The following is a 12,244-nucleotide window of genomic DNA, read 5'->3' on the forward strand; positions in this document are numbered from 1 at the left end:
CCATGGGGAACAGTATGCTTGCCGAGCCGCGCACCCTGACCAAGGCCGAGCTGGCCGAGCTGCTCTTTGAGCGGGTCGGCCTGAACAAACGCGAAGCCAAGGACATCGTCGACACGTTCTTCGAAGAAATCCGCGACGCCCTGGCGCGTGGCGATTCCGTCAAGCTCTCGGGCTTCGGAAATTTCCAGGTGCGCGACAAGCCGCCGCGCCCGGGGCGCAACCCCAAGACCGGCGAGACCATCCCCATCGCCGCACGCCGTGTGGTCACGTTCCACGCGAGTCAGAAACTCAAGAGCGTGGTGGAGCAGGCCGTTCCCACAGCGCCCGACGCCGAGGAGTGATACGCTTTGTCGGTAATTGTTATCGGCTCTCGACGCATCGCGGCATAGAATTCTCTTATGACACGTACCGAATCCACCGTTACCTTACCGCCCATTCCCGCCAAGCGTTACTTCACCATCGGTGAAGTCAGTGAGTTGTGCGGAGTCAAGCCGCATGTCCTGCGGTACTGGGAACAGGAATTCACGCAGCTCAAACCGGTGAAGCGGCGCGGCAACCGTCGTTACTACCAGCATCACGAAGTGCTGCTGATCCGTCGCATACGGTCCTTGCTGTACGAGCAAGGCTTCACCATCAGCGGCGCGCGCAACCGCCTTGGCGATGCCCGCGACACGCCGCACGACCAGGACGCGGCGGTGCGCCTGAGCGGCGCCGAGATGCAGGCCCTGCGCACCGAGCTGGGCAATGTGTCGGCGATGCTGGGCGAGGCGCTTGGCACGGCGGCGCCCACTGCGGGCGGCAATACGGTGAGCGCCAACGCCTCGGCTTGAGCCGCGGCGGCCGATCGCTCGCCCGTCTCTTCACGTTGATGTTCCGGGCCACGTGCGTTGCCATCAATCGCGGCGTGCGTGAACCGCGATGACAGCAAGGTAAGCCAGTCGCATAAGCGCAGTCCATCGCTTGTTTCAGTCTGACTTCAGTATCTCGCGTGCCATGCGCGAGCCTTGCCTGCGGGTGCCGCGGGCAGCGCGTGCGGCACGCGGAATTTTTCCAGTATTCAGCACTTTTTTTGCACCAATGCGTGCAAACAATTTTTAGGTCTGCTATACTCTTTTTCTTTCGGGGCGTAGCGCAGCCTGGTAGCGCACTTGCATGGGGTGCAAGGGGTCGCGAGTTCGAATCCCGCCGTCCCGACCAGCAATACCCTAGGGGGTTAGTGATAGTAATCACTAACCCCCTTTCTCATTCTGGGGACTTTTGCGGGGACTTCCCCGTTAAAGCCGCCCCTCGCTTGAGCACCGGCCGGACTGCGCGTGTCGGTTGCCGCGATGCGATTTGCATACTCGATCAGCTTGGTCAGCTCGGCCGCCGAGTAGTGCGAAGTGATACTTCCATCGGTGTGGCCCAGCAGTGCCTTGCGATCCTCCTCCGGTACGTCAGCGGCGCGCAGTCGTCGCCCGAAGGTGTGTTTCAGATCATGCACGCGGACACGTCCAAAGCCTGGATGCGCTGGGACGCCGTGCGACGTTCTCCCAAAAAACGTGGGTATCTCAAAACTAGAGTAAGGTCGCTTCAGGCTCTTTTTGAAGAAGGAGCAGGACGCGATGAAGAAGTCACGCTACACCGAGGCCGCAAGTGACATACGCACTGCGCCAAGCAGAAGCCGGTACGCCTGTATCGGATGTCTGCCGCGGATTGGGGATATCAGAGGCGACGTTCTACAACTGGAGGAAGAAGTACGGCGATCTTGCGGCCAGCGAGATTCGTCGGCTGCGCCAGCTTGAAGAGGAAAACGCGAGGCTCAAGCGGGTTGTGGCCGACCTGACTTTGGACAAGCATATTCTGCAGGACGTGATCCGAAAAAAGGTCTGACGCCGACACGCCGCCGGGAGGTGGTTCAATGGATTCTGGACGTGCATCAGGTAAGTGTCCAGAGGGCGTGTCGGCTGGGTCAATTTTCCAGCGGCAGTTGGTATCGCAAAAGCAGCGCGCGAGATCAATCGGCATTGCGAATGCGCATTCGAGACATCGCGATGAGCAGACCGAGATTTGGTTATGAGCCCATTCATATCCTTTTGCGCCGAGAAGGTTGGCAGGTCAATCTCAAGCGAGTCCATCGCCTGTACCGCCTGGAAGGGCTGCAGGTTCGGATGCGCGTCCGCCGCAATAAGCGGTTGAGTCTGCATCGGGGGCCCGCACCGCAACCAACAGGTGCTGGGCAGCGCTGGAGCATGGATTTCGTGCATGATCAATTAGCTGACGGGCGAGCGTTTCGGGTGCTGACCATCGTGGATAACTGGAGTCGTGAGAGTCCCGTGTTGGAGGTGGGTTTTCGGCTAACCGGTGACAGCGTGGTTCAGGCGCTCGATCGAGTCGCCAAGAGGGTTGCTTTGCCGGCCAGTATGACCGTCGACCATGGAACAGAATTCACGTCCAAAGCACTGGATTTATGGGCTTGGGAGAACAAAGTGTTGTTGGACTTCACTCGGCCGGGCAAACCCACAGATAACGGCCTTTGCGAGTCGTTTAACGGCCGGCTACGGGATGAGTGCCTGAACGCGCATGAATTCCTATCGCTTGAGCATGCGAAGACGGTCATTGAAGCATGGCGTGCTGATTACAATGACCACCGACCCCATGGCTCGCTCGGCATGCTGACCCCGAGTGAATACGCCAAAACACCGCAGGTCAGCCTGCCTGAGCCGACCGAATTCTAGTTTTCAACTGCTGCGAAACGGGGGTGACGTCACGTGAGGGGGTTGGGGCGTAGTGCCACCACGAACAGGACAAGTGTCACGGTAGCTATAGATAGGATAGCAGTGGCGTTCCCCTACAGCCTTTCGGTCAGCGTGTGCTCAGCATCCAACCGAGGCGTGTCGAGCAGTCGAGCTTTAACGTCGAGCAATTCATCCTCTGCGACATCAAAGCGTTGGATCCAGGCTTCTCCCTTGAGGCCAGTCAGACGGGGCTCGCCAGCGGCACTGGCGATCAGATGCAACCAGAATGCTGAACTGCGTAGAGGCTTCAGTACCGCGTTGGGAAGAACGTACTGCGGCGGTTTGCCATCAATTGCGGTCGGGGCAAGGTCCGGCTCATTGCCCGCTTGAATAACTATGCCGCTGCCATAGTCATAGAAGGCGAACCAGTCAGGTGGCAACTCTGAGCGCAGCGTGTGTAGCCCTCCGGCTTGTGCCACCATGTCGCGGTTGATGGCAGTCAACCAAGAAACTGTTTTGAATGCATTCCGCTTGAGCTTGGCGGCTGAGAATGCAGGTGCGCCGACATCTACCCCGCGCGCTTGCTCGGAGGTAAATGCCTCGGTAGGCTGGTTACTATTCCATTCGGAAGGGGACAACACAAAGCCGAAGCCTCCATGGCCGTGAAATGCTTCGAGCCGACGCGCAAATTCAACGAACATAGCCTGAAAGGCGGTGGGCTGCTCTATTATGTCGACGAAGGGTAGCGCGAACTGCAAGACGTCCAGTTGACCGGTCTTCTTGGCGATCCAGGCTGGTTCAGCGTTGACATAGAAGGAATACGGCCCGGCATCCTCGCGCTTGGCGCCGCTCGTGTACTGCAGGGCTATCTGCTCGTTCTGATCAAGCGCCTTGAAGAGGTCACGTATTGGTGCGGCCTTGGCGTAGGGCATGCATGGCGGGCCCGACGCGGGCTCCTCACGCCACAGCCACGTTAGCGCCTCACCTACATGAGCCCGGTATTCGTCAAAGCACTGGGCGATCGCCTCCCGCTTGGACTGCGTGTAGCCACCCTCAAAATATAAGGTGCCGGTGATGGCAATGACCGCGCCCACATAGTCGTGACGACTCTTCGGCATGAGCATCGCCCCGGGAAACTGCTGAGCTTGCGTGCTCTCGCGAAGTACAGCCGCGAAGGCTTCGTTGCTCATGTTGGGATCAAGTTCTGGCATAGGTCATCTCAGGGTATAGCGGGCGCTGGCACGGGGGCTCCACCGGGCAGTGGCGGCAAGCGGCCGCGCAAATACACTCGCAGCAAAGTGTAGAGTGCCTGGCTGGCTGGCACAGCGTACTTGTCTAACTCTTCGGCCTGGCGTTCGCGCTCTTCCACCTGGTTGCAGTCGCATTCGGACGATTCGAGAAGAACGACCTTAGCTTCGCTACCGGCGATGCGCTCGTAGGCTTTCATCTGACCGGCTCCGGGATCATCGTTTGGGAACTTGATTTCCACCACCATGCGGATGTTGTCTTGGGTCGGCGAGCTGGTCGGATCGTTCACAATCACTACATCAGGGCGCCGGACGTAGCCGCGGTTGGCCTTCCACGCTGGCCGCTCCTTATCTGGATCGCCCCAGTATTTGTCAATCCAGCCACGTAGCCACCCATGCGGCTGCGTGGCATCTTCGCTACTCATGATAGGTTCGGGCGGCTCTTGGGTCATGTCGTAGTTGACCTCGGGCTTGTAAGGGCTGCGCCCCTGCAGAACCTTGTCCAGTTCCTTGAGTCGGCTGGACACACAAACTTGGTTGAGCTTGCGGCCGTCCTTGCCGATACCTGGAGTGGCTTGGCACTTGCAGATCGCCGAGCACAACACAGATTGGTCTGGGGGCGCCAATCGACTCAGCCCGGAACTCACAGGTGTTGTAGTGCCGGTGTTCGGGGACATTCCACCGCTCGTGGGGGGGCTCCGTCGCTCATGACGCTTCTTCCTGCTCATGGGCAAGCAGTTCGAGCGACAGCATGTCGGGAGATTGACTCTCGATCCAGGCGGTATAACCATCGGAGTCCGTTGTGCCTTCCGATGGCGTGCCGTCGATGGTGGTTACTCGATACTGCCGACCTGACATGGGTTCTCGTGTAGCTTCATCGAACACCTGGAATCGGCCCCTGTAGGCCTTTGCCTTGGTACCGTTCGATGTCATAGTGCTGGTGCCGGCAGCATCGTCCTCACGCCAAAAATGTTGGCTGGCGATGAGTGCAGCGCCACACGCGGTACGCATACCTTCAAGCGCGAGCCACTGCGAGCTACCTGTGGAACGAGTGCCCTCAACAATGGGGTATTCCCCTTTGCATTTCGGGCAAGTCGTCATATCGCCCTTGCGGGCCGCTGGCTTGCCAAAGACATTGATGGTCTGATCGCCAGTGACGACAACACCACCATGGTTCGTTCGGTCGCCAAGTCGTATCACAGATCTTTGCATAGGTCCACGGCATAAGTCGGGGGCTTTAACTTTACCAGCATCTGGTTCTGCCCCAGGTGAGTGGGGCGGTACTTGAATTTCGAGACTGTTTCACACCAACGAAAAAAAGGCGAGGCGGCCGATGGCTTCCCACCAGAATGACAGCCTTCGGACAACATATCCGCTGGCTTTCGAGTTCGATACCGCGCATGCCAATCCGAGGCATCACGCGTTCGTCATGACGGTCACCGGCCTGCCGGATGACGTTGCGCGGCGTTTCGTGGATCGAATGCAGATGCTTGGCCTGCCGTCGCCGCGTTCGGCCGATTGACCGGGATTTGGCCCACGCGCTAGGATGCCGCGGCGCGTTCACGCCTCATCCATCCGCTACGGAGTCTTCATGGTCACCTGCTATCTGCGCTACGTCATCGACCCCAGCCGTCTCAAGGAATTCGAAGCCTACGGCAAGATGTGGATTCCGCTGGTCGAGAAGTTCGGCGGCACGCATCATGGTTACTTTCTGCCCTCTGAAGGCGCCAACAATATCGCGCTGGCGTTATTCACGTTTCCCAGCCTGGCCGAATACGAGCGTTATCGCCACCAGTCGATGTCGGACGCGCAGTGCCAGGCGGCGTTCAAGTACGCCGAGGACACGCGTTGCATTCTCAGCTACGAGCGCAGCTTTTTCCGTCCCGTATTCGATTGAGTAGGGGCGTGGCTTGGGGCTACCGGCGGGTACACCGCCGTGGCCGCTGGACGTGTCGCTCGGAGCCGCCTGTTATGCCTTGATTCGAGCGGCTCTGTGCCTGTCGCGGGACTCGGCCGGCGCGCATAATTTTTCGCATCCGCCATCCGTTTTCAGGAGCCCGCATGCGCTATCGCTACGTCACCGCCGATGTCTTCACCGACCATGCTTACCAAGGCAATCCGCTGGCGGTGGTGTTGCAGGCCAGCGGGCTCGATACCGCGCAAATGCAGCGCATCGCGCGCGAGTTCAATTATTCCGAGACCAGTTTCGTGCTGCCGCCGCGCGATGCCGGACACACGGCTTGGGTGCGCATTTTCACTCCCGATCGCGAGGTGCCGTTCGCCGGGCATCCTAACGTGGGAACGGCGGTGGTGCTGGCGCGGGAGATGATCGCGGCCGGCCAACCGGCACCGGCGCGTTTCATTTTCGAGGAAGCCGCGGGCCTGGTGCGCATCGAGCTGCGCTATGGCGAGGATGGAGGCTTGACCGGTGCCGAGCTGGCCGCCCCGCAACCGTTGACGCGGGCCGGCCAAGTGAAGGCCGAGGCCGTGGCGCGCGCGTTGAGCCTGGCACCCGGCGATATCCTGTTGTCTGAACACGCGCCGCAGGTGGTGTCGGTGGGATTGGTCTTCCTGGTGGCGCAACTGGCCAGCCGCGATGCGCTGCGTCGCGCAACACCGGACCCGGCGGGCTATGCGGCGCTGCTGCCGCTGGATGGCGCGCGCTCCATCTACGCGTACACCACCGACTGCGGCAGTGACATGGCGTTGGGGCCGACGGACATCCAGGCGCGCATGTTCACCGGCCGTATGACCGAGGACCCGGCCACGGGGAGCGCGACCGGCGCCATGACGGCATTGCGAGCGGCCCTGCGGGGCGCGGGCGAGTTGCGCCTGCGAGTGGGCCAAGGGGTGGACATGGGACGCGCCAGCCTGTTGCTTGCGCATGCGGAGGTGCGGCCGGATGGCGTGTGGGCCGGCGTGGCGGGGCAGGCAGTGGTGGCGATGGAGGGCACGCTGCCCGCGCCCGCGCCCGCGCCCGCGCCCGCGCCCGCGCCCGCGCCCGCCACGGCCTGATTCTGCCAATGCGAGCTTGTCGCGGCGCGTCGCGGTCGTGTATGCTGACCGCCATGAACCCCACCCATCATGCCCCGCCGGCCGCGCCGGCCCGGGCGGACAACCGACGAATCACTCGACGCCTGCGTTGAGTGGCAAGCCGCGTTCGAGCGCCGGATTCTCCCGGCGTTCCATCCAGAAGGCCACGATACCCCTCGTGGCCTTTTTGTTTGCGCGGCATGCGCGCTTTGCTTTCCAGCCATCGAGGCGTAGCGCCTGGCCTTCGTTTTCCCATCGAGAGGAACGAAGCATGAAGCATCCCGAACTGGCCATCCGGTCTTTCCATCCGGCGGACGAAGCCGCCATCATCCAATTGTGGACCGACTGCGGGCTGACGCGGCCCTGGAACGATCCGCGCAAGGACGTGGCACGCAAGTTGACCGTGCAATCCGACCTGTTCCTGGTCGGCGAGGCGGACGGCGCCATCGTCGGCACGCTGATGGGCGGCTATGACGGCCACCGCGGCTGGGTCAACTACCTGGCGGTGTCGCCGGCCTGTCAGCGCCGCGGCTACGCGTCGGCGCTGATGAGGGCGCTGGAACGCAAGTTCCTGGAGATGGGCTGCCCCAAGATCAACCTGTTGATCCGTTCGGGCAATCTGGCGGTGAAGGACTTCTACGCCAGCCTGGGGTTCCAGCAGGATGAGGTGATCAGCCTGGGCAAGCGCCTGATTCCAGACCTGTGATCGCCGACGCGGCCGCGCGCGGTCAGTCGACGCCGTGCGTCCGGCGCCGAGAGACCGGCGGATTGGGAGCCGGCCGCGCGCCGCCCTGGATTGCCCTGGCGTGCCCCGGCCGCGCCCACAGTCCCCGTTCGGGCGGACCGGCCGGGTATTGGCGGCGGTGTCGCCTGGGGCCCGGAGCGGAACCCGGTACTACATCGGCTCGGTCAGGTATACCGCCTCGCGACCGACGATGGGCATGCGGGTGGGCATGAAGATCGTGCAGTTGTCGCACGGCGAGCGGATCTCCTCGCCGGCGTTGATGGCGATGAGTTCGCCCTTGTCGAAGACCTCGAAGCCGAGCACCGGCCGCGTAAAGGTGAAGTCTTCCGACTTGACCATATGTACTTCGAGCAGTCGGAAGGGTTGGGCCGGCGTGGGCGGCGCGCTGCCGGCCGGCGCGTCGACCAGGCCCAGGTGCGCCAGGAAGCGCAGTGTGACGTCGGTGGCGAGCGTGGCGGCCGATTGCGCGAAGTGCTGTCCGCATTCGACCACCAGCGCGCCGCCGCTGTCGGAAGCGGGGTCGCCATGGCGGCCGTAGTTGAGCACGCCGGTCCCGGGGAAGCGGCCGGCCGGCATTACCAGTTGCACCGCCGGCGCGCCGACGGCGGCGGCCAGCGCGGCGTTGCGGTCCATCTCGGGATAGACCCAGAACGGCTGCACCGGCGCGCGGGTGGAGTGGATGTCGAGCACATAGTCGGCCGCGTCCAGCACCGGACGCAGTTCACGCGCGCGCCGCAGTTCCGGGCTCTGTTCGTTGCCGTCGAGCCATTCGGGCGACCAGATGCGGTTCAGGTTGTGGACCAGTTGGCGGTTTTCGTAGGGGTTGTCGATGTCGAAGGCGTTGTACGCCTCCATGTTGGCGAAACTGACGGTGAGGGTGCCGATCTTAGGGCGCACGCCGGTATCGAGCAGATGGGTGGCCGCCACCATGCCGCAGATCTCGTTGCCGTGGGTCAGGGCGTTGACCAGCACGTGCGGACCGGGTTTGCCCGATTCGAAGCGATGCACGTAGTCGACGCCGGTGTTGCCCTGGCGATAGGCGGAAAGGTCGCGCGGCAGGACTTCGAGCGGCGCGGTGTCGGGGGCGAAAGCGGGGTTGGACATGGCGGGGACCTATTCCGGACGGATGCCGGCGCGGTCGATCAGGTCTTTGTACAAGGCCAGGCGCTGCGACATCATGTCGGTGAATTGTTGGGGGGTTTGCAGTTCCGGCGGCAGGGCGCCGCTTTTTTCCAGGGATTGTCTCGTGGTGTCCTGGCGCGCGGCGGCCTGAACGGCGTCCAGCAGGGTCTGCAGGACGGCGGGCGGCGTGCCTGCCGGCGCGGCCAATCCGATCCACGACATCGAGTTGAGCACGGGATAGCCCAGTTCGGCAAAGGTGGGCACGTCGGGCAGCGACGGCAGGCGGGTGGGCGCGGCTACCGCCAGCGCGCGCATCTTGCCGACCTGGATGTGGGGCAGGAACGGCGCCAGGTTGTCGAGCGCGAACTGGGCCTCGTTGGACAGCAGCGCGTTCAACAGCGGCGCGCCGCCGCGATAGGGTACGTGCACCGCGCCGACCTGCAGGGTGTGCTTGAGTAGTTCGGCGTTGAGCTGGCCCATGCTGCCAACGCCGGCGGTGGCGAAATGGATCTCGTCCGGGTGCGCTTTCAGGTAGTCGATGAATTCGGCGAAGCTCTTGACGGGCAGGGCGGCGCTGGTCACCAGCACGTTGGGCGAGCGCGCCAGTTGCGAGATCGAGGCGAAGTCCTTGATTGGGTCATAGCCCAGGTTGGGGTGCATCAAGGGGTTGGCCAGGTGCGAGCTTTGCGACGAGGCGACCAGCGTGTAGCCGTCGGGCTTGGCGCGCGCCACGCGCTGGCTGCCGATCGCGCCGCCGGCGCCGTCGCGGTTTTCAACCACGATGGTGACGCCCAGGATCTTGCCCAGCACCTCGGCGTAGAGCCGGCCAGCCAGGTCGACGGAGCCGCCGGCGGGGAAGGGCACCACCAGGGTGATGGGGCGCGACGGGTAGGAGTCGGCGCGGGCGGACAGGGGCAGCAGGGCGGCAGCCATGCCCGCGAGGAGCAGTTGGCGACGGGCGGGCGACAAGGCCTCGGAGGGGTGCTTCATGAAGCTCTCTTGTGGGGACGATCGGTTCGGTCTATTCTGCAATAGATATTGCAGAATGAAATATAGTCTGCAATGAACATTGTTTAATCTGGGGTTATCACCTAGACCGCCGCCAGTGCCGGCGCCATCGGCCAGGCCGTGGTCCGGCCCACGCTTCGCTTCCAGGAGTCCGTCGCATCGTGAATCTGCACCAGCGCATCGCCGCCTACGACAAGAAACTGACCAAGACCGAGCGGCGCGTGGTCGAGGACATGCTGGCCCGCTACCCGCAGGGGCTGCTCGAATCCGCCACGGCGCTGGCGCGCACTGTCGGCACCAGCGCTTCCACCGTGGTGCGCCTGCTGGCCAAGCTGGGCTACGACAGCTATGCCCAGGCGCAGACGCAGGCGCGCGCCGAACTCACCGCGCGGCTGGCGTCGCCGGGGGAACGGGCCGACGCGGTCAGCCTCGACAATCCGTCGGCGCAGGCCTGTCTGCGCAATGCCCTGCTGCACGACCAGCACAACCTGGAAACGACTTTCGCCGCGATCGACGCGACGGCGTTCGAGGCCGCGGTGCGGCTTTTGACGCAGCGCCGGGCGCGCGTGCACGTGCTGGGTTTGCGCCAGGCGGCGCCGCTGGCCAGCCACATGGCGCTGTACCTGAACCTGTGCCTGCCCGGCGTGCGCGCGTTGACCGGCGCAGGGCCGCTGTTCCTGGAAGACCAGTTGCTGTGGCTGGACGAGCAGGATGTGCTGCTGGCGTTCACGTTCCGGCGCTATTCGGTAGCCGCCGCCAAGGCGATCAGGGTTTTCAGGGAGCGCGGGGGCAAGGTGGTGCTGGTGACCGATTCGGCGGCGTCGCCGGCCGCGGCGCAGGCACATCACTTGCTGCTGGCGCGCACTTCCAGCGCATCGCCGTTCGATTCGTATGTGGCGGCGCTATCGATCTGCAATGCGCTGCTGGCGGCGGTGGCATTGCGCCGCAAACAGGCGCTGGCGGCGACGCTCGAGCGTGGCGAAGCCTTGTGGGATGCGCAGTGGATCCATCCGCCGGCGCCTTGAGGCGGTAAAAAAAAAGATCAAAAGGGGGGGCGAAAGCGGGTGGGCCTGAGACATTTCAAGGCTTGTCCAGATGCGTTTGCACCACTTCATCTAGTGCTCCGTAACCCCTTGAAAACATTGCTTTTCAAGCCTGTTTTTTCTTGGCATATTGCGCTCCGGAACAAATGGATTTCAGGAGCGCAGGACATGGGCTTGTGGCCGCAGCGTCACATCGACGGCTTCGAGGTGCAGTGTGAAGTGGTGAGTCTGGACGCCGAGGTGCTGGCGATAGAGGTCAGCGTGTCGCGGGCTGGCGAGGCCGCCTTGCCGCAGCGTTGGCCCCTGCCGCGTTTCGTGACCTTCGCCGACGCGGCGGTGGCGCGGCGGCATGCCGAGCTGGTGCTGTCGGGCATTGTGTCGATAGACCCGGCCACCGGAGAGCCGCGTTACGGCATTCTTTGACAGCGATGGACGGCAAGCGGATGTCTATCGGCTTGCCAGGCGGTATCGAGCGAGCATTGGCATACCAAATGTTGCGCGCCGCGGACGGCCGCGGCGGGTGATGTCGGCCGCCGATCCAGGCCTGCGCGGGCATCCAGCGCCTGTGCAGGACGGTAGGTTTTGTTTCGTTTATCACATCATGTGCCTTGCGCCGGCGCCTGGGGCCGGTACAGTGGTCACCGGATGACAACAAAAAGGAGAGTTCCATGTTCGACACTTTTCCTGTCCTGCGCCGTGCCGGTCTGGCCGCCGCGACCATCAGCGTGGCCGGCCTGCTGTTTGCCGGTTGCACCACCACCACGCCGCAATCGAGCGCGACCGCGGCCGAGCAGCGCCAGTCGATCAACAGCGCGGCCAACGCTTCTTTGGGCAAGCTGTATGAAGCGGCGCCGCAATCGAAGGATCTGGTGGCGCGCGCCAAGGGCGTGCTGATCTTCCCGGATGTGCTGAGCGGCAGCTTTTTCATCGGTGCCCAGCACGGCAAGGGCGTGCTGCGGGTGGGCGGGGCCAACGCCGGCTACTACAGCACCACCGCGGGTTCGATCGGCTTTCAGGCCGGCGCGCAGTCCAAGGCGATGTTCGTGTTGTTCATGACCGACGAGGCCCTGAACAAATTCCGCAATAGCGACGGCTGGACGGTGGGAGCGGATGCCACCGTGGCGGTGGCCAACATCGGCGCCAATGGCCGTATCGACACCAATACGGCGCAACAGCCGGTGGTGGGATTCGTGCTAAACAATGGCGGCCTGATGGCGGGCGTATCGCTCGAAGGCACCAAGATCGCGAAGATCAATATGTGAGGTTGATGGCAACCGAGGCGGCCCGCGTGGCCGTCGCGGCGCCAAGCAAAACGCCGCGGCCTGGGGC

16 protein-coding genes, 1 tRNA gene and 1 pseudogene are annotated in these 12,244 nt (G+C 63.2%); 11 read left to right on the forward strand and 7 right to left on the reverse strand.

Going from position 1 to position 12,244, the window contains the following annotated elements; translation table 11 throughout:
- Window positions 1–2: 2 nt before the first annotated feature.
- The 3 genes from AC6LKG_RS13170 to AC6LKG_RS13180 all read left to right on the forward strand — a co-directional run bounded on the left by AC6LKG_RS13170 (window position 3) and on the right by AC6LKG_RS13180 (window position 1,197).
- On the forward strand, window positions 3–341 hold the full coding sequence (locus AC6LKG_RS13170) for an integration host factor subunit alpha (protein ID WP_498164976.1): 339 nt from the start codon (window positions 3–5) through the stop codon (window positions 339–341).
- 57 nt (window positions 342–398) lie between these two features.
- Complete coding sequence (locus AC6LKG_RS13175; RefSeq protein ID WP_498164978.1) at window positions 399–830, forward strand: MerR family transcriptional regulator; 432 nt, start codon at window positions 399–401, stop codon at window positions 828–830.
- 290 nt (window positions 831–1,120) lie between these two features.
- Window positions 1,121–1,197, forward strand: a tRNA-Pro gene (locus AC6LKG_RS13180).
- A 16-nt stretch (window positions 1,198–1,213) separates the two neighbouring features.
- Here the strand turns inward: AC6LKG_RS13180 and AC6LKG_RS13185 are convergent.
- Window positions 1,214–1,483 (reverse strand): hypothetical protein, encoded by a 270-nt coding sequence (locus AC6LKG_RS13185; RefSeq protein ID WP_498164980.1) that lies wholly within the window; start codon window positions 1,481–1,483, stop codon window positions 1,214–1,216.
- Between the two features lie 121 nt (window positions 1,484–1,604).
- On the opposite strand from AC6LKG_RS13185, the pseudogene AC6LKG_RS13190 reads away from it, so the two are divergent.
- Window positions 1,605–2,717: pseudogene (locus tag AC6LKG_RS13190) on the forward strand (IS3 family transposase).
- Between the two features lie 113 nt (window positions 2,718–2,830).
- On the opposite strand, the gene AC6LKG_RS13195 reads toward AC6LKG_RS13190, so the two are convergent.
- Genes AC6LKG_RS13195 through AC6LKG_RS13205 form a run of 3 tightly spaced genes read right to left on the reverse strand, consistent with a single transcriptional unit; the run spans window position 2,831 to window position 5,176 of the window.
- Window positions 2,831–3,907, reverse strand: coding sequence for a type VI immunity family protein (locus AC6LKG_RS13195; RefSeq protein ID WP_498164982.1), 1,077 nt, complete (start codon window positions 3,905–3,907; stop codon window positions 2,831–2,833).
- A 29-nt stretch (window positions 3,908–3,936) separates the two neighbouring features.
- Complete coding sequence (locus tag AC6LKG_RS13200; RefSeq protein WP_498164984.1) at window positions 3,937–4,641, reverse strand: VRR-NUC domain-containing protein; 705 nt, start codon at window positions 4,639–4,641, stop codon at window positions 3,937–3,939.
- A 28-nt stretch (window positions 4,642–4,669) separates the two neighbouring features.
- On the reverse strand, window positions 4,670–5,176 hold the full coding sequence (locus tag AC6LKG_RS13205; protein WP_498164986.1) for a PAAR domain-containing protein: 507 nt from the start codon (window positions 5,174–5,176) through the stop codon (window positions 4,670–4,672).
- Window positions 5,177–5,297: 121 nt separating this feature from the next.
- On the opposite strand from AC6LKG_RS13205, the gene AC6LKG_RS13210 reads away from it, so the two are divergent.
- The 3 genes from AC6LKG_RS13210 to AC6LKG_RS13220 all read left to right on the forward strand — a co-directional run bounded on the left by AC6LKG_RS13210 (window position 5,298) and on the right by AC6LKG_RS13220 (window position 6,979).
- Window positions 5,298–5,486: a hypothetical protein gene (locus AC6LKG_RS13210; RefSeq protein WP_498164988.1), complete on the forward strand. Its 189-nt coding sequence runs from the start codon at window positions 5,298–5,300 to the stop codon at window positions 5,484–5,486.
- A gap of 69 nt (window positions 5,487–5,555) precedes the next feature.
- Window positions 5,556–5,861: an NIPSNAP family protein gene (locus AC6LKG_RS13215; RefSeq protein WP_498164990.1), complete on the forward strand. Its 306-nt coding sequence runs from the start codon at window positions 5,556–5,558 to the stop codon at window positions 5,859–5,861.
- Window positions 5,862–6,025: 164 nt separating this feature from the next.
- The gene (locus tag AC6LKG_RS13220) at window positions 6,026–6,979 is read left to right on the forward strand and encodes a PhzF family phenazine biosynthesis protein (RefSeq protein ID WP_498164992.1); all 954 of its coding nucleotides are present in this window, start codon (window positions 6,026–6,028) and stop codon (window positions 6,977–6,979) included.
- A gap of 111 nt (window positions 6,980–7,090) precedes the next feature.
- On the opposite strand, the gene AC6LKG_RS13225 is transcribed toward AC6LKG_RS13220, so the two are convergent.
- Complete coding sequence (locus AC6LKG_RS13225; RefSeq protein ID WP_498164993.1) at window positions 7,091–7,270, reverse strand: hypothetical protein; 180 nt, start codon at window positions 7,268–7,270, stop codon at window positions 7,091–7,093.
- Here AC6LKG_RS13225 and AC6LKG_RS13230 point away from each other — a divergent pair.
- The gene (locus tag AC6LKG_RS13230) at window positions 7,269–7,703 is read left to right on the forward strand and encodes a GNAT family acetyltransferase (RefSeq protein WP_498164995.1); all 435 of its coding nucleotides are present in this window, start codon (window positions 7,269–7,271) and stop codon (window positions 7,701–7,703) included. The two genes, AC6LKG_RS13225 and AC6LKG_RS13230, sit on opposite strands and share 2 nt — an antisense overlap.
- 189 nt (window positions 7,704–7,892) lie before the next feature.
- Here AC6LKG_RS13230 and AC6LKG_RS13235 read toward each other — a convergent pair whose 3' ends face one another.
- Together AC6LKG_RS13235 and AC6LKG_RS13240 are read right to left on the reverse strand one after the other, a co-directional pair.
- Window positions 7,893–8,846 (reverse strand): M14 family metallopeptidase, encoded by a 954-nt coding sequence (locus AC6LKG_RS13235; protein WP_498164997.1) that lies wholly within the window; start codon window positions 8,844–8,846, stop codon window positions 7,893–7,895.
- 9 nt (window positions 8,847–8,855) lie between these two features.
- Window positions 8,856–9,854, reverse strand: coding sequence for a Bug family tripartite tricarboxylate transporter substrate binding protein (locus AC6LKG_RS13240; RefSeq protein WP_498164999.1), 999 nt, complete (start codon window positions 9,852–9,854; stop codon window positions 8,856–8,858).
- A gap of 179 nt (window positions 9,855–10,033) precedes the next feature.
- Here AC6LKG_RS13240 and AC6LKG_RS13245 point away from each other — a divergent pair, with 179 nt between their 5' ends.
- The 3 genes from AC6LKG_RS13245 (at window position 10,034) to AC6LKG_RS13255 (ending at window position 12,177) form a co-directional block, all read left to right on the forward strand.
- Window positions 10,034–10,897 carry a MurR/RpiR family transcriptional regulator gene (locus AC6LKG_RS13245; RefSeq protein ID WP_498165001.1) on the forward strand — a complete coding sequence of 288 codons (864 nt, stop codon included), beginning with the start codon at window positions 10,034–10,036 and terminating at the stop codon, window positions 10,895–10,897.
- A gap of 186 nt (window positions 10,898–11,083) precedes the next feature.
- Entirely contained in the window at window positions 11,084–11,338 is a 255-nt protein-coding gene (locus AC6LKG_RS13250) for a hypothetical protein (RefSeq protein WP_498165003.1), read from the forward strand.
- Between the two features lie 245 nt (window positions 11,339–11,583).
- Complete coding sequence (locus AC6LKG_RS13255) at window positions 11,584–12,177, forward strand: BPSL1445 family SYLF domain-containing lipoprotein (RefSeq protein WP_498165004.1); 594 nt, start codon at window positions 11,584–11,586, stop codon at window positions 12,175–12,177.
- The last annotated feature ends 67 nt before the right edge of the window (window positions 12,178–12,244 follow it).

This window comes from Achromobacter sp. 46006, from assembly GCF_059761975.1.

What these genes read in the sequence shown, in the direction of transcription:
- AC6LKG_RS13210 (WP_498164988.1), top strand. Translation starts at nt 5,298, where the DNA reads ATGGCTTCCCACCAGAATGACAGCCTTCGGACAACATATCCGCTGGCT.
- AC6LKG_RS13215 (WP_498164990.1), top strand. Translation starts at nt 5,556, where the DNA reads ATGGTCACCTGCTATCTGCGCTACGTCATCGACCCCAGCCGTCTCAAG.
- AC6LKG_RS13255 (WP_498165004.1), top strand. Translation starts at nt 11,584, where the DNA reads ATGTTCGACACTTTTCCTGTCCTGCGCCGTGCCGGTCTGGCCGCCGCG.
- AC6LKG_RS13200 (WP_498164984.1), bottom strand. Translation starts at nt 4,641, where the DNA reads ATGTCCCCGAACACCGGCACTACAACACCTGTGAGTTCCGGGCTGAGT.
- AC6LKG_RS13235 (WP_498164997.1), bottom strand. Translation starts at nt 8,846, where the DNA reads ATGTCCAACCCCGCTTTCGCCCCCGACACCGCGCCGCTCGAAGTCCTG.
- AC6LKG_RS13195 (WP_498164982.1), bottom strand. Translation starts at nt 3,907, where the DNA reads ATGAGCAACGAAGCCTTCGCGGCTGTACTTCGCGAGAGCACGCAAGCT.
- AC6LKG_RS13240 (WP_498164999.1), bottom strand. Translation starts at nt 9,854, where the DNA reads ATGAAGCACCCCTCCGAGGCCTTGTCGCCCGCCCGTCGCCAACTGCTC.
- AC6LKG_RS13230 (WP_498164995.1), top strand. Translation starts at nt 7,269, where the DNA reads ATGAAGCATCCCGAACTGGCCATCCGGTCTTTCCATCCGGCGGACGAA.
- AC6LKG_RS13225 (WP_498164993.1), bottom strand. Translation starts at nt 7,270, where the DNA reads ATGCTTCGTTCCTCTCGATGGGAAAACGAAGGCCAGGCGCTACGCCTC.
- AC6LKG_RS13175 (WP_498164978.1), top strand. Translation starts at nt 399, where the DNA reads ATGACACGTACCGAATCCACCGTTACCTTACCGCCCATTCCCGCCAAG.
- AC6LKG_RS13170 (WP_498164976.1), top strand. Translation starts at nt 3, where the DNA reads ATGGGGAACAGTATGCTTGCCGAGCCGCGCACCCTGACCAAGGCCGAG.
- AC6LKG_RS13250 (WP_498165003.1), top strand. Translation starts at nt 11,084, where the DNA reads ATGGGCTTGTGGCCGCAGCGTCACATCGACGGCTTCGAGGTGCAGTGT.
- AC6LKG_RS13205 (WP_498164986.1), bottom strand. Translation starts at nt 5,176, where the DNA reads ATGCAAAGATCTGTGATACGACTTGGCGACCGAACGAACCATGGTGGT.
- AC6LKG_RS13220 (WP_498164992.1), top strand. Translation starts at nt 6,026, where the DNA reads ATGCGCTATCGCTACGTCACCGCCGATGTCTTCACCGACCATGCTTAC.